Below are 24,335 nucleotides of genomic sequence, written 5' to 3' on the forward strand. Positions count from 1 at the left end.
ACCATCATCGGGCGAAAGATCCGAAGAAAGTCGGTTGTCCCGGTGTCCGCCCACCTGCTGTAGTCAGATGGCCGCAGTCAGTCTCCCTGCCTCCACTGTGGACAGCCGGAAGGAATGAACCCTTGGACATCAAGCGTCGGTTCAGCCTGCTCAAAAAGACCCTGATCGCCGTCGCGGCGACCGGAACCCTGGCGGCCCTCGCCACGGCCCCGCCCGCCGCGGCCGCGCAGCCGCCGTCCACCGACGTGGTCGGTGGAACCCGAGCCGCCCAGGGTGAATTCCCTTGGATGGTAAGGCTTTCCATGGGCTGCGGTGGTGCGCTCTACACCCAGCAGATCGTGCTGACCGCCGCGCACTGCGTGTCGCGGACCGGCGCCAACACGACCATCACCGCGACTCTCGGTGTCGTCGACCTGCAGAGCACCTCGGCCAAGAAGGTCAAGTCGACCTACGTGTACCGGTCGCCGACCTACCCCACCTCCACCGGTGGTGACTGGGCGCTGATCAAGCTCGCGAGCCCGGTCAGCGGGATCCCGACGCTGCCGATCGCCGGCACGACGGCCTACAACAACGGCACCTTCACCGTCGCCGGCTGGGGTGCCGCGACCGAGGGCGGGGCGCAGCAGCGCTACCTGCTCAAGGCCACGGTCCCGTTCGTCTCCGACGCGACCTGCAAGGCGCAGGGCGGCAGCTACGCCGACCTGATCGACAGCGCCGAGATCTGCGCGGGCAACCTCGACTCCGGCGGCGTCGACACCTGCCAGGGTGACTCGGGCGGCCCGATGTTCCGCCGCGACAGCGCCGGTGCCTGGATCCAGGTCGGCATCGTCAGCTGGGGCGAAGGCTGCGCGCGGGCGCACGCTCCCGGCGTCTACACCGAGGTGAGCACCTTCGCGACCGCGATCAAGAACGCGGCCGCCGGGCTCTAGTTTCATCGCACGGCATGCCATGAAAGGTCCTTTCCTTGCAAATTTTGCAAGGAAAGGACCTTTCATAGCGTTCGAGGGGGGCGACTTCAGCGGGTCTTGTCCAAACGCGACAGTGCTTCCTCGTAACCCGAGACGAGTTCCGCGACCACGTCGGCGACCGGCCGCACCCGGTCCATCCGCCCGACGATCTGCCCCACCGGCATCGAGACCACGGTCGGATCCGCCGCGTGGTGGATCCTGTTGTGCGCGTGGGAAACCAGCAGGTTCTGCAGCGGCATCGGCAGCGGTTCGGGCGCGTCGGGCGCGGCCCACGCCTCGGTCCACCGCGTCTTGAGCAGCCGCGCCGGTTTGCCGGTGTAGATCCGCGTCCGGACGGTGTCGGACGAGCCCGCCGCGACCAGGGCCCGTTGCATGGCCTCGGATTCCCCCATGGTCTGCAGGTATTCCTCGGTGGCCAGCCAGAACGAGCCCATCCACACCCCGGAAGCGCCCAGCGCGAGCGCCGCCGCGACCTGCCGTCCCGAGCCGATCCCACCCGCGGCGAGCACCGGCACCCGGTCACCGACGGCGTCGACGACCTCGGGCAGCAGGACCATCGACGCGATCTCGCCGGTGTGCCCGCCCGCCTCGTAACCTTGCGCCACCACGAGATCGACGCCGTTGTCGACATGCCGGACGGCGTGTTCGGCCTTACCCGCCAAAGCCGCGACCGGCACACCTTTCGCGTGGCACTGCTCGATGACGTCGACAGGCGGTGAACCCAACGCGTTGGCGATCAACCGGATGGGGTGTTTGAGCGCGACCTCGACATGCGACCGGGCGACCGAATGCAGCCAGCCCAGTACGCCGGCGCGTTCGTCGGTGTCGTCCGGCAGCGGCGGGACGGCGAGGTCACGCAGAGTCCGCTCCACGAAGTCGCGATGCCCCTGGGGGATGTGTTTCGCGAGATCGATCGACGTCCCCTCGGCCGGGATCTTGGCGGGCATCACGATGTCGACGCCATAGGGTTTCCCGCCGGTGTTCTCGTCCATCCAGGACAGGACGGCGTCGAGTTCGGCGGCGTCGTTGAACCGCACGCAGCCCAGCACGCCCAGCCCACCCGCCCGGCTGATCGCCGCGGCGACGTGTTCGGACGGGGTGAACCCGACGATCGGCAGGTCGATCCCGAGCCGGTCACAGAGAGACGTCCGCATGAAATTCCTTCTTACGCCGGTTGGATGGTGACGGGCTCGTGCTCGCTGGCGTAGCGCTGCGCCCAGGGGTAGTCCGGTTTCCCGCTGGGAGACCGCCCGATCTCCTCGGCGAGCCAGAGGGTGCGCGGCACCTTGTACCCGGCGATCTCGGTCCGGACATGCGCCTCGAGCGCGGCGACGTCCAGCTCTTTGCCGGGCCTCTGCTGGATCACCGCGGCCACGCGCTGGCCGAGCCGGTCGTCGGGGATGCCGATGACGAGCGCGTCGAACACGTCAGGATGCGACTTCAGGGCACCCTCGACTTCTTCGGGGTAGACCTTCTCGCCACCGGTGTTCACGCACTGCGATCCCCGGCCGAGCAGGGTCACCGTGCCGTCTTCCTCGTAGCGCGCGTAGTCACCCGGAACGACGTACCGTTTGCCGTCGACCTCGATGAAGATCTTCTCGGTCTTCACGGGATCCTTGTAGTAGCCGAGCGGGACGTGCCCGCGGCGCGCGATCAACCCGATCGCGCCGGGCTTCGGGTCGACGAGCCCGCCGTCGTCGTCCACCAGGATCGCGTCCTTGCCGAAACTGACCCGGGGACCGGCGGAATGATCGGAGTCCTTGCTGACCATGCCGATGCCGGTGAAGCCGCTTTCGGAGGATCCGATCGCGTCGGTGATCACCACGTTCGGGAGCATCGCCAGGAACTCCTGCTTCACCGACTGGGAGAACAGGGCGGCGTGGCTCGACACCGCGACGATCGACGACGCGTCGTACTCGCCCTCGCGGTAGGCCTCGATCAGTGGCCGCGCCATCGCGTCGCCGACGATGGTGAGCACCTGAACCTTGTTGTCCTGCACGGCTTTCCAGATCTCGTGCGCGTCGAATCGCGGCACGAACACGACCGGGCTACCGGTGAACAGCGCGCCGAACGCGGCCCATTGCGCGGCGCCGTGGATCAGCGGCGCGGCGGGCAACCGGACCAGGCTGCCCGACTTGCCCTGTTCGGCGAGCGTCCATTCGTCCGGGACGTACTCGCCGGTGACGAAGTTGATGCCGCCGCCGAGCGCGCGCCAGATGTCCTCGTGGCGCCACAGGACGCCCTTGGGATATCCGGTGGTTCCGCCGGTGTAGAGGATGTAGATGTCGTCGGCGCTGCGCTCGGGGAAGTCACGCTCGGGTGAGCCTTCGGCGAGCGCGGCTTCGTAGTCCACGCCGCCGTAGGACGAACAGTCGCCGTCACTTCCGTCGTCGACAACGACAACGTGTTTCAGTTTGGGTGTTTCCGGCAGGACGGCGGCGACCTTGTCCGAGTAACCGCGCTCGTGGACCAGCGCCACGAGGTCGGCGTTGTCGAACAGGTACCGCAGTTCGCCGTGGACGTAGCGGTAGTTGACGTTGATCGCGATCGCGCGCAGCTTGTACGCGGCGATCATCGATTCCAGTGCCTCGATCGAGTTCCGGGAATAGACACCGATGTGGGATCCGGGTCCCACGCCGTGTGCGGCGAGATGGTGCGCCAGCCGGTTGGCGCGCTCTTCCAATTCGGCGAAGGTGACCCGCCGATCGCCGCAGACGACCGCGATGCGCTCCGGCACGGCGTCGACGGCGTGCTCGAGTAGATCCGCGATGTTGAGTGCCACTCCCTCAAAGTAGAACATGTTATCGTTCTGGGCAATGGTGGCGATTTCAGTGGAGGCTCCGGTGGGCGAACCGCACGCGCTGGTGGAAAAGATCGACCACACCCTCGTGGTCACGATGAACCGGCCGGAGGTCCGCAACGCGCTCAGCGGCGAGATGCTCGGGATCATGGTCGAGGCGTGGAACCGCGTCGACACCGATGACGACATCCGGTGCTGCGTACTCACCGGCGCGGGTGGCGCGTTCTGCGCGGGCGCGGACCTGAAGTCGATGTCGAAGAACTCGCCGTCCGACTCGTTCGAGAAGGGCACGTTCGACCCGAGCCGGATCGAAGGCCTGCTCAAGGGGCGACGGCTGACGAAACCGTTGATCGCGGCCGTGGAGGGTCCGGCGATCGCGGGCGGTACGGAGATCCTGCAGGGCACGGACCTGCGCGTCGCGGGCGAGAGCGCGAAGTTCGGGGTGTCGGAGGCGCGGTGGAGCCTGTTCCCCATGGGCGGTTCGGCCGTCCGGCTCCCCCGCCAGATCCCGTACACCGTCGCCGCCGACCTGCTACTGACCGGACGGCACATCAAGGCGAGTGAGGCGCTGGAGATCGGCCTGATCGGGTACGTCGTCCCCGACGGCACGGCGCTGGACAAGGCGATGGAGCTGGCGGGGCTGATCTCCGCGAACGGACCGCTCGCGGTCCGCGCGATCCTCAAGACCCTGCGCGACACCGAGGGCATGCACGAGGAAGAGGCCTTCAAGCTCGACGCACAGTACGGCATCGAGGTCTTCGCGAGCGAAGACGCGAAGGAAGGCCCCCGCGCCTTCGCCGAGAAGCGCAAGCCCGTCTTCCGGGGCCGCTGACCCCACGCGTTTCGTCCTCTGAACGCGATAGTTCGTGGAGTGAACTATCGCATTTAGAGGACCATCGAGGGGTGAGGCAAAGTGGCGTCATCGGCTGGCTGCCGTGAAGGCCTCCTTCCCTACCCTGAAGGTAGTGAAGGAGGCCTTCACGGACCGGGCTTGGGCCTGACCTGGACGAGGGTGGTTCCGCGGGCATCGTCGCCCGGTCTTACCCCCTTGATCAACGGAAGATTCGGGACACTCAACGTCCCGGATCTTCCGTTGATCAAGCTCGTGGTCGAGCACGACCGGTGGACCGGCGATCGAGCGGGGAAGATTCCGGACACTCAACGTCCGGAATGTTCCCCACCCGGACCGCCCCGGTAACCCGCCCAAGCTCCACACAGTGGGTAAGCAAAATGCGAGCCCCTCAAGACGCCTTCGCTACCTGGCGGCAGGCGAGGAGCTCCCCGCCGAGGGGGCGTGCGTCGCGCGACTGTCCACAAGCGACACCTTTCGGGACCCAGTGTCCGATTGACGACGCTATGTGCGGTCACCCATCTCCGGAAAAGTGTCCCTTATGGACACTGGGGCACTGGGGGCGCGGTCCGGCTTTCGTCAGGCAGCCCGGTCCCGCGCCGAGACACGCCGCGCTTGCCTTACCCCCTCAATAAATGCGGTCAGGGCAGGGCGTGACCGGCCCAGTAGGGGTCGCGGAGCTTGCGCTTGTAGAGCTTCCCGTTCGGGTCACGCGGGAGTTCGGGCAGGTAGTCGACCGAACGCGGGAGCTTGAACTTCGCCAGCCGGGACGCCGCGTACTCGAGGATCTCGGCGGTGAGCTCGTCGGAGGGCTCGACACCGTCGGCGGGCTGGACGACGGCCTTGATCGCCTCGCCCCAGTCCTCGTGCGGGACGCCGAACACGGCGATGTCGGCGATCTTGGGGTGCATCACCAGTTCACCCTCGATCTCCGCCGGATAGATGTTGACCCCGCCGGAAATGATCAGATCCGCCTTGCGGTCGTGCAGAAAGAGGTAGCCGTCCTCGTCGAGATGCCCGACGTCGCCGAGGGTGAACAGGTCCCCCACCCGCGCCTTGTCGGTTTTCGCCCGGTCCTTGTGGTACTCGAACTTCGAGTCGCCCATCTTCATGTAGACGGTGCCGGTCTCACCGGCGGGCAGCTCCTTGCCCTCGTCGTCGAGGATCTTGATCGTCGAACCCGGCCACGGCAGCCCTACCGAACCCGGTTTCTTGAGCCATTCCTCCCCCGAGATCGCCGTGCCGCCGCCCTCGGTGGCCGCGTAGTACTCGGTGACGACCGGCCCCCACCAGTCGAGCATCCGGCGTTTGACCTCCAGCGGGCAAGGCGCGGCGCCGTGGATCATCACGCGCAGCGAACTCAGGTCGTAGGCCGCGCGGACGTCGTCCGGCAGCGCGAGCAACCGCCGGAACTGCGTCGGGACCATATGGCTGTGCGTGACCCGGTGCCGCTCGATCAGCCGCAGCATCTCCTCGGCGTCCCAGCGGTCCATCAGCACCGCGGTATGCCCCAGTTGCAGCGAGATGGCGACGAAGTTGAGCACCGCCGTGTGATAGAGCGGCGACCCGCACAGATGCACGTGCCCGTCGTGCGGCGCCAGTCCGAAGATGCCGAAGAACCATGTCGAAGCGCCGGGGACTTCGTCGGGATCGGCGCCGCTCAGCGGCCTCCGGACCCCCTTGGGCCGCCCCGTGGTCCCCGACGTGTAGAGCATCGGCGAGCCGGCCGTGCGCCGCTCCGGACGCCCGTCTCCCTCACCCGAACCGAGTTCCTCGATCCGCCGGAAGCCCGCGACGTCGCCCACCGCGAACCGCGCCCGCTCCGGGATCCCGGCCTCGTCGGCGGCCGCGATCGCGACGTCGGCGAACCGTTCGTGCGCGAGGAACGCCTTGGCGCCACTGTCGGAGAGGATGTAGGCGACCTCCGGACCGACCAGATGCCAGTTGACCACCACGATGTACAACCCGGACTGGATGGCGGCGAAGTAGGCCGCCACGAGTTCGTCCCCGTTGGGCTGCAGGACGACGACCACGTCCCCGGCCTCGAGCCCGAGGGCCTGCAGGCCCCGGGCGTACGCGTTCGCTTTCGCGGCGAGGTCCCCGTAGCCGATGGAGCGGCCGTCCGGATCGACGAGCGCGATCCGCTCCGGCTCCCGCGCGGCGATGTTCCAGACCCCAAGTGTCCCCGTGGCTGTCGGCATACGCGCAAATCTAGAACGCGTTCCACTCAAGAGCAAGCGTCGATGACGCCCAGATGACCGAGCTTGCCGTGAAATCGAGAACGTGTTTCACTCAAGTTGTGAGTGCACCAGAACTCCCGCTGTCGGCCCCGCTCAACGTGGGCTTCGACTACACCCGTTCGGTCGGACCGGTACTCGGCCGGTTCGTCAACGCCCTGCGCGAGCGCCGGGTCGAAGGCGTCCGCGGCAGCGACGGCCGCGTCCATGTGCCGCCACTGGAATACGACCCCGTGACCGCCGAGGCGCTGTCCGAGTTCGTGCCGGTCGCCAGCGAGGGCGAGATCGTGTCCTGGTCGTGGATCACCGAACCGCTCGACGGCCAGCCCCTGTCGCGGCCGTTCGCGTGGGCCCTGATCAAGCTCGACGGCGCCGACACCGCGATCCTGCACGCGGTCGACGCGGGCTCCCCGGGAGGAGTCCACACCGGACAGCGCGTGCGGATCCGCTGGGCGGACGAGACGGTCGGCCACATCCGGGACATCGCCTACTTCGTCCCCGCCGACGGTCCCGACACCGATCCCACCGAGGCGCCTCCCCCGATCGCGAAACGCGAGGACGGCGCGCCGGTCAGCGTGGTGATCACGCCGATCCACCTGCGCTACCGGCATTCCGCGTCGCCGGAGGAAAGCCGGTACCTGCGCGGGCTCGCCGAAGGAAAACTGATCGGCCAGCGCTGCCCGTCGTGCGACAAGGTCTACATCCCGCCGCGCGGCGCGTGCCCGACCGACGGCGTCCCGACCACCGACGAGGTCGAACTCCCCGACACCGGCATCGTCACCACGTTCTGCATCGTGAACGTGCCGTTCCTCGGCCAGCGGATCAAACCGCCGTATGTCGCGGCGTACATCCTGCTCGACGGCGCGGACATCGCGTTCCTGCACCTGGTCCTCGGCTGCGACGCCGCCGACGTCCGGATGGGCATGCGCGTGCGCGCGGCCTGGAAACCGCGTGACGAATGGTGGACGTCGCTGGAGAACATCGGCCATTTCGAGCCGACCGGCGAGCCGGACGCGCCCTACGAATCCTTCGCCCACCATCTGTGAGGACCGCTGTGCCAGATGTAGCAGTAGTGGGCTTCGCGCAGGCCCCCAACGTCCGTGACACCCCTGGCACCACCAATGGCGTGGAAATGCTGGTGCCGATCTTCGCCGAGGTCTTCGAGCGCACCGGTCTGTCCAAAGAGGACATCGGATTCTGGTGCTCCGGCTCCTCGGACTACCTCGCGGGCCGCGCGTTCTCGTTCATCGCCGCTGTCGACGCCATCGGCGCCTTTCCGCCGATCCACGAGTCACACGTCGAAATGGACGCCGCCTGGGCGCTTTACGAGGCGTGGCTGAAGATCCGGATGGGCGAGGTCGAAACGGCGCTCGTCTACGGCTTCGGCAAATCCTCGGCCGGGCAGCTGCGGCGGGTGCTGGCGCTGCAGATGGACCCCTACGTCGTCGCGCCGCTGTGGCCGGACTCGGTGAGTGTCGCCGGGATCCAGGCCAGGCTGGGCCTCGAAGCGGGACTGTGGTCGGAAAAGGATCTCGCCGAGGTGGCCGCGCGCAGCCGTGCCGACGCCGCCGCGAATCCCGCCGCGCAGTTCTCCGGCCCGGTCGAGGTCTCCGAACTGCTCGACACCCCGTACTTCGCGGATCCCTTGCGGGCCCACGACATCGCACCGGTCACCGACGGTGCCGCCGTCATCGTGCTCGCCTCGGCGGAGCGGGCGGCGGACCTCGTCGACAGCCCCGCGGTGATCACCGGGATCGAGCACCGGGTCGACTCCCCCGCTCTCGGCGTGCGGGATCTCACCCGGTCACCGTCCACAGTGGCCGCGGGAAGGGCACTCGACCTCGACGGTGTCGAGATCGCCGAACTGCACGCGCCGTTCACCCATCAGGAACTGATCCTGCGCGCCGCGCTGGGCCTGGACGAACGGGTGCGGATCAACCCCTCCGGCGGTGTGCTGACCGGCAACCCGATGTTCTCGGCCGGCTTGGCGCGGATCGGCGAGGCGGCGAACCGCATCCTCGACGGCAGCGCGCGCAAAACCCTCGCCCACGCGACCAGCGGCCCCGTCCTGCAGCAGAACCTGGTCGCGACCTTGGAGGTCCTCTCGTGAAGCACCTCGCGGCCGTACTGGGAACCGGCCAGACCCACCACAGGGCCAAGCGCACCGACGTGTCCATGCCCGGCCTGCTCCGGGAGGCGATCGACCGGGCGATGATCGACGCGCAGACCGGCTGGGAGGACATCGACGCCGTCGTCCTCGGCAAGGCTCCGGACCTGTTCGAGGGCGTGATGATGCCCGAACTGTTCCTCGCCGACGCGCTCGGCGCGACCGGGAAACCCTTGCTGCGCGTGCACACCGCCGGTTCTGTCGGCGGGTCGACCGCGCTCGTGGCGGCGTCGCTGGTGCAGGCCGGGGTGCACCAGCGCGTGCTGACGGTGGCCTTCGAGAAGCAGTCCGAGTCGAACGCGATGTGGGGCCTGTCGATCCTGCCGCCGTTCCAGATGCCGGTAGGCGCCGGGGCGGGCGGCTATTTCGCGCCGCATGTGCGCTCGTACATCCGGCGATCCGGCGCGCCTGACCACATCGGTGCGATCGTGGCGGCCAAGGACCGGCGCAATGGGGCCCTGAACCCCTACGCCCATCTGCGGCAGCCCGACATCACGGTGGAGTCGGTGCAGGCGTCCCAGATGCTGTGGGATCCGATCCGCTACGACGAAACCTGCCCGTCCTCGGACGGGGCCTGCGCGATGGTGCTCGGTGACGAGGCCGCCGGTGACGCCGTTCCCGGTGGAGCGGCGTGGATCCACGCGACCGCGATGCGCACCGAACCCACGACCTTCGCCGGCCGCGACCAGGTCAACCCGCAGGCTGGCCGCGACGCCGCCGCCGCGTTGTGGAAGGCCGCCGGGATCACCGATCCACTGTCCGAAGTGGACACGGCGGAGATCTACGTGCCGTTCTCGTGGTTCGAGCCGATGTGGCTGGAGAACCTGGGGTTCACCGACGAGGGCGAAGGCTGGAAGCTCACCGAGGCGGGCGAGACCGCGCTCGGCGGGCGGCTGCCGGTCAACCCGTCGGGCGGCGTGCTGTCGTCCAACCCGATCGGCGCGTCCGGGATGCTCCGGTTCTCCGAAGCGGCCAAACAGGTGATGGGGCGTGCCGGGGACTACCAGGTCGACGGCGCGCGCGTCGCGCTCGGGCACGCGTACGGCGGCGGGTCGCAGTTCTTCTCGATGTGGGTGGTGGGGTCGGCGAAGCCCGGGTCCTGAGCCTTGCGCGGGGCTAGGAGCGGCGGCGCGGGCGAAGCCGTTGCGCGGCGAGGGTGGCGACCACCCCGGTCACCGCGCCCACCAGCGCCGGTTTGAGACCGTGCCGATCGGACGGCGCGACCACGGGCCGGACCACCACGGGCGGCGGCGGGCGGACCGGCTCGGGCGGCGCGTCGCGTGCGGTCGCGGTCCAGGCCGTGACGAACACCAGCATCCGGGCCACCAGTGAGATGAAGAAGATGAGACCGATGATCGAGCCGAACGCGACGCCGGTCGGCGAGTTGCCGATCAACCGCAGATAGATCCCCCCGGCCAGCTTCAGCAGTTCGAAGCCCAGCGCCAGCGCGACCGCGCCGCGCATCGCGCTGCGGACCCCGACCGGTTTCCTCGGCAGCCGCGTGAGCACCCAGAGGAACACGAGCCAGTTGGCCAGCAACGCCAGCGGGATCGAGATCGCCGAAAGCACGTTGTGCCCCCAGGCGGTGTCGTCCACCCCGGCCAGGCCCAGCAGGTACCGGCCGAGCGCGGAGCCGGAAATGGTGATCGCGAAGGAGACCAGCAGCGCTGTCGCGAGGCCGAGCAGCGCGAGGAGGTCCGCGGCGATCGTGCGCAACAGCGGGAGATCCGACCGGTTCTGCCCCCACAGCGCGGTGAGCGCGTCCCGCAGCGCGTTCATCCAGTTCCAGCCGGAGTACAGCCCGACGATCAGACCGATGACACCGACACTGGTGCGCTGTTCCACGAACCCGGTGAGCAGTTCCCCGGCCTTGTCACCGAGACCGCCGGGCAGGGTGCCGGTGATCGCGTTCAGCATCGTCTCGATCAGCTGCGGCTGGCTGGCCAGCACGAATCCCGCCACCGACACCGCGACCATGAGGATGGGCACCAGCGAGAAGAGACTGAAGTAGGTGATCGACGCGACGTAGTGGTAACCGCCGTACTCGATGTAGCGGTTCACCGCCCGCGCCACGTGGTCCAGCCAGCGGTAGCGGGCACGCAGCCGCTTCCATTTCGTCGGTGCTTGCTTCTCCCTCACACGGACTGTCTACCCCAGCGAGGTCACAGCTCGTGGGCAACACGCGATCAAGCGAGCGCGATCAGCTGCGAACCGTCGTCCTCCGGCAGCGACGGGCCCGCGGTCGCCAGGACGGTGTTACCGAGAAAGTCCAGCTCACAGCCGAGGGTGGAGAGGAACGCGGTGTCGGCGGCGTCGCGTCCGGTCGCGATGCGGCTCATACCCTGCCTCGGCGCGAGACCGGTGGCGTCGAACACGTACCAGTGGCCGTCGATCGCGGCCTCGAACACGGCGTGGAAGTCCATTGGGGACAGTCCGGGCGCGTAGACCGCGACGAACCTGGCCGGGATGTCGATCACCCGGCACAACGAGATGCAGACGTGCGCGTAATCGCGGCAAACCCCTTGCCCGGCGAGGTAGGTGTCGACGGCGTCGTCGGTCGGCGAGCCGGAACCGACCACATAGGACAGGTGCTCGCCCACGTGCCGGACGATCGCCTCGACCTGGGTGCGCGCGTCGGGAAGCCCGCCGAAGCGGGACAACGCGAGCCCACCCAACCGGTCCGACGGGCAGTACCGGCTGGGCCGGGTGTACCGGATGAGGTCTTCCATACCGACCGGTTCGCCCTCGGCGGGGCCGAAGGCGCGCTCGGCCCGGTAGCGCACGACGTGCTCACCGGGCGGCAGGTCGACGACCTGCGCCCGCGTCCCGTGCTCGAACGCCACCTGGCGCGGCGGCGCGGGATAGGCGAACTCTTCCTGTGCCGCCCCGCCGGCGATCGCGACCACGAACGCGGCCGGGCCCGGTTTGGTGACCCGGAAGGACATTTCGACGTCGACCTGCACGTGGGGACCCATGGCCTCCATGGTGCCCTACGAAGTCTCCGGTGACTCAGCCGTAGTGCACCTGGTAGTGCTTGATCCCGTTGAGCCAGCTCGACCGGAGCCTGTCGGGCGGGGCGGCTTCGCTGATGTTCGGCATGACGTCGGCGATGGCGTTGAAGATCAGGTCGATCTCCAGCCTGGCGAGGTTCGCGCCGATGCAGTAGTGGGAGCCCGTGCCGCCGAAACCGACGTGCGGGTTGTCCTCGCGGAGGATGTCGAACTTCTCCGGCTCGTCGAAGTGGTCCGGATCGAAATTCGCGGAGCTGTAGAACATCCCGACCCGGTCGCCCTTGCGGATCCGCTGCCCGCCGAGTTCGGTGTCCCGGGTCGCGGTGCGCTGGAAGGCGACCACCGGGGTGGCCCAGCGGACGATCTCGTCCGGCGCGGTCTTCGGCCGCTCCTTCTTGTACAGCTCCCACTGGTCGGGGTGGTCGAGGAACGCCTTCATCCCGTGGGTGATCGCGTTGCGCGTCGTCTCGTTGCCCGCGACGGCGAGCAGGATGACGAAGAAGCCGAATTCGTCCGAGGCCAGCGATTCGCCGTCGACGTCGGCCTGGACCAGCTTCGTGACGATGTCGTCCATCGGGCATTTGCGGCGTTCTTCGGCCATGTTCCAGGCGTAGCCGACGATCTCCGCGGACGCGGCGAGCGGTTCGACCTCGTACTCGGGATCGTCGTAGGCGACCATCTGGTTGGACCAGTCGAAGACCTTGAGACGGTCTTCCTGCGGGATGCCGATCAGCTCCGCGATGGCCTGCAACGGAAGTTCGCAGGCGACGTCGGTGACGAAGTCTCCGGAGCCCTTTTTCTTGGCCTCGCTGACGATCCGCTCCGCGCGGTCGCGCAGGGTGTCCTCGAGTTTCGCGATCGACCTCGGTGTGAAGCCCTTCGAGACGATCCGGCGCAGCTTCGTATGCTGCGGCGCGTCCATGTTGAGCAGGACGAGCCGGTTGGCTTCGAGACTGTCGTCGGTCATGTTCTCGTCGAAGCGGATGATCGCGGTCTTCTCCCGGGAGGAGAACAGCTCGCTGTCCCTCGACACCGCCTTGACGTCTTCCAGCCTGCTGACCACCCAGTAGCCGTCATCGCGGAATCCCGCGGTGTTGTGCGGCTGCGGGTTCCACCAGACCGGTGCCGTGCGCCGGAGTTCGGCGAACTCCGCCAGAGGCAGTCTGGTGGCGTACAGATCCGGATCGGTGAAATCGAAACCGGCGGGGATCAGGGGAGCGGCCACGGGCTACCTCCTACGCGGTTCGCCAATGAAACACGTTCTAGAGCCGATTGAAGCATACGGTGTTTACCAAGTGAAGAGTTTTTAGTGAAACCCGTTAACTTGGCCTAGCGCGATCATGGATGCCCTGCCAGGAGCAGGAACCGCGACCAGTGATCAAAAACCCGCCAACCCTGGGATGACTTGCTCAAATTAAGAACGTGTTCTACTTTTTCGGTAGTGAACGGTGTTCTCCAGGAGGCGAACGTGGGTAGTCCGGTGATCGTCGAGGCGGTCCGCACCCCTGTCGGCAAGCGCAGGGGCCAACTGGCGGGGCTGCACGCCGCCGAGATCCTGGGCGCGGCGCAGCGCGCCCTGCTCGACCGCGCGGGACTGGATCCGGCGCTGGTCGAACAGGCGATCGGCGGAGCGGTGACCCAGGCCGGCGAGCAGGCGGGCAACGTCACGCGCACGGCGTGGCTGCACGCCGGGCTCCCCGAGACGACGGGCGCGACCACCATCGACGCCCAATGCGGCTCGGCGCAGCAGGCGACGCACCTGATCGCCGGCCTCATCGCGGCCGGGGCGATCGACGTCGGCGTCTCGTGCGGCGTCGAAGCGATGAGCCGGGTACCGCTGGGCGCGAACCGCGGTGAGGGCATCGGCACGCCACGGCCACAGGCGTGGTCGATCGACATGCCGAACCAGTACGGCGCGGCCGAGCGGATCGCGCAGCGGCGTGGGATCACCCGCCACGACGTCGACCGCTTCGGCACGGCCTCGCAGGCCAAGGCCGCCGCCGCGTGGGCGGCCGGGCACTTCGACCGCGAGGTCGTCGCGGTGAAGGCACCCGTGCTCGGCGAGGACGGCGCGCCGACCGGCGAAACCCGCCTGGTGAACCGCGACCAGGGCCTGCGCGAGACGACCGTCGAAGGCCTCGCCAAGCTCAAGCCCGTCCTCGAAGGCGGCGTGCACACGGCCGGGACGTCGTCGCAGATCTCCGACGGCGCGGCCGCGCTCCTCCTGATGGACTCGGACCGGGCCAAGGCACTGGGCCTGAAGCCGCGGGCGCGAATCGTCTCCCAGGCTCTGGTCGGCGCGGAGCCGTACTACCACCTCGACGGTCCCGTGCAGGCGACCGAACGGGTACTGGCCAAGGCGGGGATGGCGATCGGCGACCTCGACCTGTTCGAGGTCAACGAGGCCTTCGCTTCAGTTGTGTTGTCGTGGCAGCGGGTGCACCGGCCCGACGAGGACAAGGTCAACGTGAACGGTGGCGCGATCGCCCTCGGGCATCCGGTCGGCAGTACCGGCGCGCGGCTGCTGACCACGGCACTGCACGAACTGGAACGCCGGGACGCGAGCACCGCACTGGTGACGATGTGTGCCGGCGGCGCGCTTTCCACCGGCACCATCATCGAACGGATCTAGCGTTCCTCGCCCAGCGCGACCTCGACCACCGGACCGTTGTCCGGCCTCGCGAGCCGTTTGCTCCCCTGGCCCTCCTTCCAGAAGTCGAAAAAGATGGTGTTGCCCTCGACCCAGGTCAGCACCGCCTCGGTGAGGTCGAGCCGGAAGACGTGGGCCTCCCCGTCGTCGCCCTGCAGGCGGGCGACCTCCGCCGGATCGGTGATCTCGACCGCGACACCCGACACCTTCGCGTCCGCGCCGCCCTCGTCGATCGCCGAGGCGGCGTGGATCGCGAACCTGCCGTCACGCCGCAGGTCCTTCGCCTTCATCGCGCCGATCATCGAACCGATCAGCAGGTCCTGTTCACGGAAATCGACCTCACTACCGCTGACGCGAGGCGAACCGTCCCGCCGGATGGTCGCCAGCACGTGTGACTTCGCCGCGGTGAACCGCTCCCGGATCTTCGCCGCCAGCTCGGGTGCCTCTTCACTGAACTGTCGCCACGTAGCCATGCCGCACAGCGTCCCACCGGGGTCCGACAGTTTTCGAGCGGTCAGGGCCGCGGTGCCCCCATCGGATTCGGCAAGGGGATGGCCCCGGCGTCGAAGACGTGGCGGCTCAACGGGACGGCGAGCCGCACGACTTCGGCGGCGCCGTCCTCGCCGAGAGCGTCGAGCGGGCCGGTGGCGAGGCGGTCGGTCTCGTCCTCGATCCGTTGGCGCAGCGCGATTCCCGCGTCGGTGAGCTTCAGTTCGCCGTCGAGGAGGCCTTGCCCGGTCAGCCGTGTGACGCTCTCGTCCCAGTCGTCGTCGGACCAGCCGCGGTTGATCTGGATGACCTCGCGGGTCACCGCCCCGCTGCCGATGTGGGTCAATGTCGTGTCGAGCCCGCGCAATCCGGCGGCGACGGCGGAGAGCACGTGGCCGTCCCCGCGATGCTCGCGCAGCACCGTCGCCGCGAGCCAGACCCTTCCCGCCGGAGTGGCGGGCCTCGCGACCGACGACCACGCGGCGGCGAGTGGCCTGGCCGCGCAATCGCAGCCCGTGACGGCCTGTTCGAGCAGGTCGGCGAGTTCTTCCAGGGCCGCGTCGGCGGGCAGGATCCGCTTCAAGGCCGTCTCGACGGCGTCCATCCGGCTCCGCAGCACGACCGACGGCTCGGCGTATTTCCAGGCGTCGGGCAGGGATCGCGCGACCATCCGCGGCGCGAACCCGAACAACATCGCCGTCGCGGGTGGTTCCGCAAGCGGCCCGAGCGGCGCGACCCGTCCGGCGAAATAGCCCATCCACCAGCTCGGCAGACCGGCGGCCTTGGCCGCGGCCGCCGTTTCCGGGGCGAAGTAGACGACGGCGTGCAGCGGCTCGACCGCCCCCCAGAGGCGGCGCTGAAGTGACTTCACTCCCCCATCTTGGCCGCGCCGAAAACCGGATGCGAGCCCTTCGCGTGTGGTGTGTGATCGCCGGTATGGCGATCAGCTTGGAGCGACCGGACCTCGACGGACTGCATGAGGCCGTGGACGCGATGCGGGACTGGCAATCCGAAGGGGTGGCTTGGCAGCTGCATCCCGGCGATCTGGGCTGGTTCTGGCGCTTCGGTGCGGACGCTACGGCCGCGGCGGTCCGGATCTGGCGCCGTGACGGCCGGATTCTCGCCGTCGGGCTGCTCGACGGAGCCGACCTCCTGCGGCTCACGACCGCGCCGGACGTCCGCCGGGAAGAGGAACTGGCGCGACGGCTGGCCGAAGACGTGATCGACCCGGAACGAGGAGTCCTGCCTGCCGGGAAGGTGGCCATCGAATCACCGAAGGACGCGCTGCTCCAAGATCTCTTGCCCGAGCACGGCTGGCGCCTCGACGAACCCTGGACGCCGCTCCGCCTCGATCTCACGGAGCCGGTGAAAGACCCCGGCTTGCGGATCGAGGTGATCGGATCCGAACAGGGGCATGTCCACGCCGCCGTCCTGCGGGAGTCGTTCGACAAGTCGACTTTCTCCACGGAACGCTGGCACGCGATGGCGTCCGGACTGCCGTACTCCGACGCGCGGTGCCTGGTCGCGTACGACGACCGCGGCGAAGCGGTGGCCGCGGTGACGGTGTGGTCGGCGGGCCGGGGTAAGCCCGGGATCATCGAGCCGATGGGGGTGCACCGGGGCCATCGCGGACACGGCTACGGCCGGGCGATCACGATCGCCGCGGCGGCCGCGCTCCGGGAACTCGGCTCGTCGAGCGCGGCCGTCTACACGCCGAGCGCCAACGTCGCCGCCGTCGCCGCCTACAGGTCGGCGGGTTTCGAGCCGCTTCCCGGGATCCGGGACCTCGCGCGAGACGTTTGAGGCACCGACCATCGGTTGCGGGAAAGAGTGCTCGGTGTGGTGAAAGAAGCTTTCGCAGCACTTATCGGCTCTGAGCACGCGAGGTACGGCGTCAAGCACGCGAGTGCGGTGCCACAGCGCCCAGACCGCCTCCCGCCCGAACACGCCACCTTTGCCTTACCCCTCAACAGAACCGTCTCTTAGGTACCTGCTCGTCACCTGCGGGCCTGGCTCGTGGGGGAAGCGCGTGAAGGCCCCCTTCCCTCGGCTGAGCCGAGGGAAGGGGGCCTTCACGCGCAGCCGTTTGTGACAGGTGAGGCTCGTGATGGCCGTCCGGGCCGTCCCGCCATAGGTACCAAAACACCCTTGGCCAGAACCGTCATCGCCGCTCACGACACCTGTACCGAAGCCTTAAGCGCCATAAACGGCTTCAGGGGCTGGAGCCTCCGCCACCAGCTCCGCGACGACGGGCCCGAGTTCGGCCGGTGACCACCGGGATCCCTTGTCCCGCACCGTACCGTGCCGCCAGCCCTGCGCGATCGAGACGCGTCCGCCGTCGACCTCGAACACCCGCCCGGTCACCCCGGACGACTCCTCGCTGCCGAGCCAGACCACCAGCGGTGACACGTTTTCCGGTGCCATGGCGTCGAATCCGTCCTCCGGCGCCGCCATGTCCTCGGCGAACGCCGTTTCGGTCATCCTGGTCCGGGCGGCCGGGGCGATCGCGTTCACGGTGACGCCGTAGCGAGCGAATTCCGTGGCTTCGACCAGGGTGAGGCCCAGGATCCCGGACTTCGCGGCCGAGTAGTTGCCCTGCCCGACGCTGCCGAGCAAGCCCGCGCCGGAGCTGGTGTTGATCACCCGCGCCGCCCGCGTCCGGCCTGCTTTCGCCTCCGCGCGCCAGTACTCGGCGGCGTGCCGTGTCGGCGCGAAATGCCCTTTCAGATGGACACGGATGACCGCGTCCCATTCGTCCTCGGCGAGGTTCACCAGCATCCGGTCACGCAGGAAGCCCGCGTTGTTGACCAAGACGTCCAGCCCGCCGAAGGTTTCGACGGCGGTCCGCACCAGGGCGGCGGCCCCGTCCCAGGACGCGACGTCGTCGGTGTTCGCGACAGCCTTGCCGCCGAGCGCCTCGATCTCGTCGACGACGTCCTGCGCGGGGCCGGCCGAACCGCCGCTGCCGTCGATGCCGGCGCCGAGGTCGTTCACCACCACCCGCGCGCCCTCGGCGGCGAACGCGAGCGCGTGTGCCCGGCCGATGCCACGACCGGCTCCGGTCACCACCACGATCCGGCCGTCGGCGATCCCGCTCACACCGGCTCCTTTCGTTCGGTTCGAGAATTGGAGGCGGCCAAGAAGGCGGGCACCTCTCCCCCGCCGTGCACGGCCAAACAGGCACCGCTGACATAGGAAGCCAACGGGGAAGCCAAGAACACCGCACAGGACCCGATTTCGTCCGGTTCGGCCAACCGTCCTAACGGGACGGTCTTGCCCACCGCCGCGATCCCGGCCTCGTCGCCGTAATGCAGATGCGTGTGCTCTGTCCGGACCATGCCGACGTCGAGCGCGTTGACCCGCACCTTCGGCGCCCACTCCACGGCCAGTGTCGCGGTCAGATTGTCCAAACCCGCTTTCGCCGCACCGTAGGAGGCCGTCCCCGGCGACGGTCTCGTCCCGCTGACACTGCTGATGTTCACGATGACGCCGCCGCGCTCCTGACTCTGCATGATCGCGTTCGCCGCGCGGGCGACGGTCAGCGGTGCCAGCAGGTTCAGCCCGATCACCTTCTCGTGGAACCGCGGCGACGCGTCCGCCACCTCGGCGTACGGCGCGCCACCCGCGTTGTTGACCACGACGTCGAGCCTGCCGTGACGCCGGAGGATCTCCTCCAAGAGCGCGTCGACCTCCTTGGGATCGCGGACGTCACAGGAGATGAACGTCGACGCCCTGTCCTCGGCGCGGACCGGCCGCTCGGGTTCGGTGCGGGCGCAGGTGACGACCTCGGCGCCGGCCCGCAGAAAAGTCCTGGTGACCCCGGCGCCGACGCCGCGTACCCCACCGGTCACCAGCACCACGGCGCCGTCGAGCCGGAGTTCGAGTCCCATGCCGGACCTCCTTCACGTCGCTGTACCCGGGCCGGACGCCCTGCTAACGTACCAAGCAAGTGCTAGGTTTGGTAGCGGGAAAGGGTGCACGATGAGCGTCTCCACCCACTCACCGGAGCCCGGCATCGCCGTGGTCACGGTCGACGCGCCCCCGGTGAACGCGCTGAGCGTGAAGGGGTGGTTCGCCCTCGCCTCCGCCGTCACCGACGCGGGGCGCGATCCCGCGACGCATGTCGTGGTGCTGCGCGCGGAAGGCCGCGGGTTCAACGCCGGTGTCGACATCAAGGAGATCCAGCGCGATCCGGGGTACGGCGCGCTGATCGGCGCGAACGAGGGCTGCGCGGCGGCGTTCTCCGCCGTCTACGACTGCGCCGTCCCGGTGATCGCCGCGGTACAGGGCTTCTGTCTCGGCGGCGGAGTCGGCCTGGTCGGTAACGCGGACATCGTGGTCGCGAGCGAGGACGCGACCTTCGGGCTCCCCGAGGTCGATCGCGGCGCGCTGGGCGCGGCGACCCATCTCGCGCGGCTGGTCCCCCAGCACTTGATGCGGGCCTTGTACTACACGGCGTCGACGATCACCGCGGGCCAGTTGCACCACCACGGTTCGGTCTACGCGGTGGTACCGAAGGAAGAACTCGACGAGACCGCGCTCGGCGTGGCGCGGCAGATCGCGGCGAAGGACACCCGCGTGATCCGCGCGGCGAAACAGGCCATCAACGGCATCGACGTCCAGCCCGTGCACCGCAGTTATCGCTTCGAGCAGGGATTCACCTTCGAACTCAACCTGGCAGGCGTCTCCGACGGGGCGCGCCAGGAGTTCTTGGACGAGCGGGGGAAGTGATGGCCGACAAGCGGATGACGCCGGACGAGATCGCCGCGGAACTCACCGACGGGATGACGATCGGGATCGGCGGCTGGGGTTCCCGGCGCAAGCCCATGGCACTGGTGCGCGCGATCCTGCGCTCGCCGGTCAAGGATCTCACCGTGGTCTCCTACGGCGGTCCGGACGTCGGGCTGCTGGCGTCGGCGGGCAAGATCAGGCATCTGGTCTTCGGGTTCGTCACGCTCGACTCGATCCCGTACGACCCGTGGTTCTCCCGCGCCAGGGAATCCGGGACGATCACCGTCACCGAATACGACGAGGGCGTCTTCGGGACCGGCCTTTCCGCCGCGGCGCAACGGCTTCCCTTCCTGCCGACACGTGCGGGACTCGGCTCCGCCGTCATGGACCTGAACCCGTCGTTGCGCACGATCCGCTCCCCTTACGACGACGCCGAAGAACTGCTCGCCGTGCCCGCGCTCAACCTCGACGCGGCCTTCGTCCACCTCAACCGCGCCGACGCCCGGGGCAACGCGCAGTATCTCGGACCGGACCCCTACTTCGACGAACTGTTCGCACTCGCCGCCGACAAGTGTTACGTGTCAACGGAAAAGATCGTGGACACGGCCGAGCTCACCGAAGCGGGACCGGTACAAAGCCTGCTGCTGAGCCGGATGCTCGTCACCGGCGTCGCCGAGACGCCGAACGGCGCGCATTTCACCACCGCCGTCCCGGACTACGGACGGGACGAACGATTCCAGCGCCACTACGCCGAGGCGGCCAAGGATCCCGACGCCTGGCCGGTATTCGTCGACAGGTTCCTTTCCGGAGACGAAGCGCACTATCAGAAGGCCGTCGCCGAATTCGGGGAGTCCGCATGAGTGACATCACCCGCGCCGAGGTCGCCGTCGTGGCCTGCGCCGAGTTGTTCCGCGGTGACGGTGAGATCGTGGTGAGCCCCATGGGTTTCATCCCGTCATTGGGCGCCCGGCTCGCCAGGCTGACCTTCGAACCGGACATCCTGCTGTCCGACGGCGAGGCGTACCTGATGACGTCCGAAGCCGTCGTCGAAGGCTGGCAACCGTTCCGCAAGGTCCTCGACACCGTGGTACCGCGCGGAAAGCGCCATGTGGTGATGGGCGCCAACCAGATCGATCGCGAGGGCAACCAGAACATCTCGGCGATCGGCGACCATTCCCGGCCGAAGAAGCAACTTCTCGGCGTACGCGGCGGACCGGGCAACACCGCCAACCACCGCACGAGCTACTGGGTTCCGCGCCACGGCAAGCGCGTCTTCGTCGACCAGGTCGACGTCGTGTCCGGCGTCGGTTACGCCAGGGCGCGCGCGGCCGGGCTGCGGCATCACGACGTCCACCGCGTCGTCACCAACCTCGGGGTGCTGGACTTCGGCGGCGAAGACCACGCGCCGCGGCTGCTTTCCGTGCATCCGGGGGTCTCGGTGGACGAGGTCGTCGACGCGACGTCGTTCCCGCTGATCACCGACGACGTCACCGAATCCCGGCTGCCGACCGAGTCCGAGCTGCTGCTGATCCGGCACAGCCTGGATCCGAAGTCGGTGCGGGACAAGGAAGTCCCGTCGTGAAGACCGCGCTGACCGAACTGGCCGGGATCCGGCATCCGATCGTGCAGACCGGCATGGGCTGGGTCGCCGGACCGCGGCTCGTCTCGGCGACGGCGGAAGCGGGCGGTCTGGGCATCCTCGCGTCCGCGACGATGACCTACGACGAACTGGCGGCGGCGATCAGGGAGGTCAAGAGCCGCACGTCGCGGCCGTTCGGCGTCAATCTCCGCGCGGACGCCGAAGACGCGGCACGCCGGGTCGAGCTGCTCATCACCGAGGAAGTCCGCGTCGCCTCCTTCGCGCTGGCGCCGAAGAAGGACATGATCGCGCGACTGAAGGACAACGGCGTCCTCGTCGTCCCGTCGGTCGGCGCGGCGCGGCACGCGGAGAAGGTCGCGGGCTGGGGCGCGGACGCGGTCATCGTGCAGGGTGGCGAAGGCGGCGGGCACACCGGCGGCGTCGCGACGACACTGCTGCTGCCTTCGGTGCTGGACGCCGTCGACATCCCGGTGGTCGCGGCGGGCGGGTTCTTCGACGGCCGGGGACTGGCCGCCGCGCTCGCCTACGGGGCGGCCGGCGTCGCCATGGGCACCCGGTTCCTCCTGACGAAGGAAAGCACCGTCCCCGAGGAGATCAAGCAGGCATACCTCGCCCGTGATCTCAACGGCACCGTCGTCACCCGCAAGGTGGACGGAATGCCGCATCGCGTCCTCCGGACGGAGCTGGTCGACGCACTCGAATCCGCTGGTCCGGTGAGCGGGCTGGCCAGGGCCGTCCGCAACGCCGCGAAGTTCCGGCGGCTGAGCGGGCTGTCGTGGCGTTCGCTGGCTGTCGAAGGGCTGCGGATGAAACGCGGCGGCGACCGGACCTGGTCGCAGGTGCTGATGGCCGCCAACACGCCGATGCTCCTGCGCGCCGGGCTGGTCGAGGGCGACCGGAGCGCCGGGGTGCTGGCATCCGGGCAGGTCGTCGGCCTGCTCGACGACCTACCCGCCGTCGGTGAGCTGATCGAGACGATCGTGGCCGACGCCACGGACATCCTGCGGCGGCTGGGCTCCGGGTAACGGGGCGAGCGCGCTGTGCTTGACTTCGGCCATGATCTCGGAGAGTCGTTGTCCGGTCGAGGACGGTGAGCTGTACGTCCGCAGCACCGGCGAAGGGCCGCTTCTGCTCCTGATCGCCGGTGGGCTGGGTTCGGCGGACACCTTCCGGGCGATGACGAAGCTGCTCGCCGAGGACTACACGGTCGTCACCTACGACCGGCGCGGTCACTTCCGCAGCACCGACACCAGCACCGGGCCGGTCAGTGTCCCGAAGCAGGCCAACGACGCGTACGCCGTCCTCCAGCAGGTCGGCGGCGGGCCCGCGCTGGTGTTCGGGACCAGCGCGGGCGCGCTCATCGGCCTCGACCTCGTCGCCCGCCACCCGGAAGCGGTGAGCGTGCTGGTCGCCCACGAACCGCCCGCCGTCCAGCTGCTGCCGGACGCGCTCGGCTGGCTCGACGAGGCCAACGCGCAGGTCCGGCTCGCGCAGGCCGGCGACCTGATGGGGGCGTTCAAACGGTTCACCGACGGTATCGCCGGCGCCGCGCTGCCCGAACTGCGCGCGATCCGGCTGCCGAACGAGGAGGACTGGAAGCGGCTGTTCGGCCGCGAGCTGTCCGAGATCCTCGACTATCTCCCGGATCTGCGGGCACTGCGCAGGGTCGAGACCGAGATCTTCCCGGTGGCGGGCGTCGGCAGCCGAGGGCACTACCACTATCAGCCGGCGAAGATCCTCGCACTGGAACTGGGGCTTCCGTTCACCGAGATGCCCGGGGCCCATCTCGCGCCGCAGCGGAACCCGGCCCAGTTCACCGAAGCGCTGCGCGACCTGCTCGAGTCGTGAGTGATTTGGGCCCCCAGCCGGCTGGGGTGTACATGAAGGACCCCTTCCTTGCGCTAGGCGCAGTGACCCTGCAAAGTCGAGATCTTGCCGGGCAGTCGGCTATTCCTGCACTGTCGCGGGGCCGCGTGCGCCGGTGGATGGGGCTTGATCAACGGAGGATCGGGGACGCTCAACGTCCCTGATCCTCCGTTGATCAAGGGTGAGCCGAGGTAGGCCAGGCCTGATTCTGGACGCCGGCGGGGCCTCGATGTCCACAGGGACATCACCGGGGGGTTGAGTGTCCGATTGATGTTGCTTTGCACGTTTCGTCGCGGGGTCGTGAGTGGCGATTCGGGTTAGAACCCTCATTAACACTCACGACCCCCTCGTGAAATCGCGCAACTTGCCCAAACCGGGCACAGTTGTCCCGAAGAGCGTCCATTGTGGACAGTCAAGAGCCGGGCGTGCTCCCCTTGCCTTGTCTCGCCGTAGTGGTGGAGCCGCAGGCAGGGCACCTGGTCACGGCAGCAAGGGCAGCTTCCCGACGAGCTTGTCGACCCGGTTCCGCGGTCCGACGATCCCGATCGCGCAGAAGTCCATCTCCTCGGTCGGGATCTCCTTCATCGTCGCGAGGAAATCGGCGTAGACGCGGATCTGCTGCGCGATCCCCGGCATGTCGGAGACGTGACACCCCGGCGAGGCCGCGGCCTTCGCGCGGATGGCGCGCAGTTGCGCGGCGTCGGCCGCCAGCACCGAGCAGCCGGTCCACGGCAGGCCCGAATAACGCTCGCCGTCCGCGTCGAACGCGTCCTCTCCCAGCAGCCCCGTCACGGTCGTCGCGGTGGCCACGGCCGTGCAGACGGCCGCGTTCACCGCACGCCCCGGCGGCAGCTCGCTGTTGACCACGACGACCCACTTCAACCGGGCCGATCGGGTGGACGCGGTGGGGTCGATCTCCTCGGGAGCGAACCCGATGGCCGTACCGTACTCGGACATTCAGCTGAT

The 24,335-nt window shown here is 68.7% G+C and carries 23 protein-coding genes; 12 read left to right on the plus strand and 11 right to left on the minus strand.

Features of this window, described 5'->3' with window-relative positions; genetic code table 11:
* The first annotated feature begins 122 nt into the window (after nucleotides 1–122).
* Nucleotides 123–929 (plus strand): S1 family peptidase, encoded by an 807-nt coding sequence (locus ACZ5ZX_RS20745; RefSeq protein ID WP_465503618.1) that lies wholly within the window; start codon nucleotides 123–125, stop codon nucleotides 927–929.
* Between the two features lie 86 nt (nucleotides 930–1,015).
* Here ACZ5ZX_RS20745 and ACZ5ZX_RS20750 read toward each other — a convergent pair whose 3' ends face one another.
* Entirely contained in the window at nucleotides 1,016–2,122 is a 1,107-nt protein-coding gene (locus ACZ5ZX_RS20750; RefSeq protein WP_465503619.1) for an NAD(P)H-dependent flavin oxidoreductase, read from the minus strand.
* 11 nt (nucleotides 2,123–2,133) lie between these two features.
* The gene (locus ACZ5ZX_RS20755) at nucleotides 2,134–3,750 is read right to left on the minus strand and encodes an acyl-CoA synthetase (protein WP_465503620.1); all 1,617 of its coding nucleotides are present in this window, start codon (nucleotides 3,748–3,750) and stop codon (nucleotides 2,134–2,136) included.
* A 61-nt stretch (nucleotides 3,751–3,811) separates the two neighbouring features.
* Between ACZ5ZX_RS20755 and ACZ5ZX_RS20760 the strand changes: the two genes are divergently transcribed.
* Nucleotides 3,812–4,600 (plus strand): crotonase/enoyl-CoA hydratase family protein, encoded by a 789-nt coding sequence (locus ACZ5ZX_RS20760; RefSeq protein ID WP_465503621.1) that lies wholly within the window; start codon nucleotides 3,812–3,814, stop codon nucleotides 4,598–4,600.
* Between the two features lie 659 nt (nucleotides 4,601–5,259).
* Here ACZ5ZX_RS20760 and ACZ5ZX_RS20765 read toward each other — a convergent pair.
* Nucleotides 5,260–6,819: an acyl-CoA synthetase gene (locus ACZ5ZX_RS20765; protein WP_465503622.1), complete on the minus strand. Its 1,560-nt coding sequence runs from the start codon at nucleotides 6,817–6,819 to the stop codon at nucleotides 5,260–5,262.
* A 53-nt stretch (nucleotides 6,820–6,872) separates the two neighbouring features.
* On the opposite strand from ACZ5ZX_RS20765, the gene ACZ5ZX_RS20770 reads away from it, so the two are divergent.
* From ACZ5ZX_RS20770 to ACZ5ZX_RS20780, 3 genes are read left to right on the plus strand one after another with little or no spacing between them, the layout of a single operon-like run.
* Nucleotides 6,873–7,901 carry a Zn-ribbon domain-containing OB-fold protein gene (locus ACZ5ZX_RS20770; RefSeq protein WP_465503623.1) on the plus strand — a complete coding sequence of 343 codons (1,029 nt, stop codon included), beginning with the start codon at nucleotides 6,873–6,875 and terminating at the stop codon, nucleotides 7,899–7,901.
* A gap of 8 nt (nucleotides 7,902–7,909) precedes the next feature.
* The gene (locus tag ACZ5ZX_RS20775; protein WP_465503624.1) at nucleotides 7,910–8,965 is read left to right on the plus strand and encodes a thiolase domain-containing protein; all 1,056 of its coding nucleotides are present in this window, start codon (nucleotides 7,910–7,912) and stop codon (nucleotides 8,963–8,965) included.
* The gene (locus tag ACZ5ZX_RS20780; protein WP_465503625.1) at nucleotides 8,962–10,125 is read left to right on the plus strand and encodes a thiolase domain-containing protein; all 1,164 of its coding nucleotides are present in this window, start codon (nucleotides 8,962–8,964) and stop codon (nucleotides 10,123–10,125) included. The genes ACZ5ZX_RS20775 and ACZ5ZX_RS20780 overlap by 4 nt, the downstream gene beginning before the upstream one ends.
* A gap of 13 nt (nucleotides 10,126–10,138) precedes the next feature.
* Here ACZ5ZX_RS20780 and ACZ5ZX_RS20785 read toward each other — a convergent pair whose 3' ends face one another.
* The 3 genes from ACZ5ZX_RS20785 to ACZ5ZX_RS20795 are packed head-to-tail and all read right to left on the minus strand — an operon-like array spanning nucleotide 10,139 to nucleotide 13,258.
* Nucleotides 10,139–11,161, minus strand: a complete 1,023-nt coding sequence (locus tag ACZ5ZX_RS20785; RefSeq protein ID WP_465503626.1) for a YhjD/YihY/BrkB family envelope integrity protein — start codon at nucleotides 11,159–11,161, stop codon at nucleotides 10,139–10,141.
* A gap of 47 nt (nucleotides 11,162–11,208) precedes the next feature.
* Nucleotides 11,209–11,997, minus strand: coding sequence for a transglutaminase-like domain-containing protein (locus ACZ5ZX_RS20790; protein WP_465503627.1), 789 nt, complete (start codon nucleotides 11,995–11,997; stop codon nucleotides 11,209–11,211).
* Between the two features lie 34 nt (nucleotides 11,998–12,031).
* On the minus strand, nucleotides 12,032–13,258 hold the full coding sequence (locus ACZ5ZX_RS20795; RefSeq protein WP_465503628.1) for a cytochrome P450: 1,227 nt from the start codon (nucleotides 13,256–13,258) through the stop codon (nucleotides 12,032–12,034).
* Between the two features lie 243 nt (nucleotides 13,259–13,501).
* Here ACZ5ZX_RS20795 and ACZ5ZX_RS20800 point away from each other — a divergent pair, with 243 nt between their 5' ends.
* Nucleotides 13,502–14,665 (plus strand): steroid 3-ketoacyl-CoA thiolase, encoded by a 1,164-nt coding sequence (locus ACZ5ZX_RS20800; protein ID WP_465503667.1) that lies wholly within the window; start codon nucleotides 13,502–13,504, stop codon nucleotides 14,663–14,665.
* Here ACZ5ZX_RS20800 and ACZ5ZX_RS20805 read toward each other — a convergent pair.
* On the minus strand, nucleotides 14,662–15,156 hold the full coding sequence (locus ACZ5ZX_RS20805; RefSeq protein ID WP_465503629.1) for a pyridoxamine 5'-phosphate oxidase family protein: 495 nt from the start codon (nucleotides 15,154–15,156) through the stop codon (nucleotides 14,662–14,664). The two genes, ACZ5ZX_RS20800 and ACZ5ZX_RS20805, sit on opposite strands and share 4 nt — an antisense overlap.
* Nucleotides 15,157–15,197: 41 nt before the next feature.
* Nucleotides 15,198–16,043 carry an SCO6745 family protein gene (locus ACZ5ZX_RS20810; RefSeq protein WP_465503630.1) on the minus strand — a complete coding sequence of 282 codons (846 nt, stop codon included), beginning with the start codon at nucleotides 16,041–16,043 and terminating at the stop codon, nucleotides 15,198–15,200.
* A 65-nt stretch (nucleotides 16,044–16,108) separates the two neighbouring features.
* Here ACZ5ZX_RS20810 and ACZ5ZX_RS20815 point away from each other — a divergent pair, with 65 nt between their 5' ends.
* Complete coding sequence (locus ACZ5ZX_RS20815; RefSeq protein ID WP_465503631.1) at nucleotides 16,109–16,975, plus strand: GNAT family N-acetyltransferase; 867 nt, start codon at nucleotides 16,109–16,111, stop codon at nucleotides 16,973–16,975.
* Between the two features lie 390 nt (nucleotides 16,976–17,365).
* On the opposite strand, the gene ACZ5ZX_RS20820 is transcribed toward ACZ5ZX_RS20815, so the two are convergent.
* A complete protein-coding gene (locus ACZ5ZX_RS20820) occupies nucleotides 17,366–18,271 on the minus strand; it encodes an SDR family oxidoreductase (protein ID WP_465503632.1) in 906 nt (301 codons plus the stop codon).
* On the minus strand, nucleotides 18,268–19,062 hold the full coding sequence (locus ACZ5ZX_RS20825; RefSeq protein WP_465503633.1) for an SDR family oxidoreductase: 795 nt from the start codon (nucleotides 19,060–19,062) through the stop codon (nucleotides 18,268–18,270). The genes ACZ5ZX_RS20820 and ACZ5ZX_RS20825 overlap by 4 nt, the downstream gene beginning before the upstream one ends.
* A gap of 91 nt (nucleotides 19,063–19,153) precedes the next feature.
* On the opposite strand from ACZ5ZX_RS20825, the gene ACZ5ZX_RS20830 reads away from it, so the two are divergent.
* From ACZ5ZX_RS20830 to ACZ5ZX_RS20850, 5 genes are read left to right on the plus strand one after another with little or no spacing between them, the layout of a single operon-like run.
* Nucleotides 19,154–19,903, plus strand: coding sequence for an enoyl-CoA hydratase family protein (locus ACZ5ZX_RS20830; RefSeq protein WP_465503634.1), 750 nt, complete (start codon nucleotides 19,154–19,156; stop codon nucleotides 19,901–19,903).
* Nucleotides 19,903–20,763: a CoA transferase subunit A gene (locus ACZ5ZX_RS20835; protein WP_465503635.1), complete on the plus strand. Its 861-nt coding sequence runs from the start codon at nucleotides 19,903–19,905 to the stop codon at nucleotides 20,761–20,763. Before ACZ5ZX_RS20830 ends, ACZ5ZX_RS20835 begins: the two co-directional genes overlap by 1 nt.
* Nucleotides 20,760–21,485, plus strand: a complete 726-nt coding sequence (locus ACZ5ZX_RS20840) for a CoA-transferase subunit beta (RefSeq protein WP_465503636.1) — start codon at nucleotides 20,760–20,762, stop codon at nucleotides 21,483–21,485. Before ACZ5ZX_RS20835 ends, ACZ5ZX_RS20840 begins: the two co-directional genes overlap by 4 nt.
* Nucleotides 21,482–22,528, plus strand: a complete 1,047-nt coding sequence (locus tag ACZ5ZX_RS20845; RefSeq protein WP_465503637.1) for an NAD(P)H-dependent flavin oxidoreductase — start codon at nucleotides 21,482–21,484, stop codon at nucleotides 22,526–22,528. The genes ACZ5ZX_RS20840 and ACZ5ZX_RS20845 overlap by 4 nt, the downstream gene beginning before the upstream one ends.
* A 31-nt stretch (nucleotides 22,529–22,559) precedes the next feature.
* Nucleotides 22,560–23,351, plus strand: coding sequence for an alpha/beta fold hydrolase (locus ACZ5ZX_RS20850; RefSeq protein ID WP_465503638.1), 792 nt, complete (start codon nucleotides 22,560–22,562; stop codon nucleotides 23,349–23,351).
* 498 nt (nucleotides 23,352–23,849) lie between these two features.
* Here the strand turns inward: ACZ5ZX_RS20850 and ACZ5ZX_RS20855 are convergent, their stop codons facing one another.
* Nucleotides 23,850–24,326 (minus strand): DUF2000 domain-containing protein, encoded by a 477-nt coding sequence (locus ACZ5ZX_RS20855; protein ID WP_465503639.1) that lies wholly within the window; start codon nucleotides 24,324–24,326, stop codon nucleotides 23,850–23,852.
* Nucleotides 24,327–24,335: the final 9 nt, after the last annotated feature.

It is taken from the genome of Amycolatopsis sp. NPDC033938, from assembly GCF_055575975.1.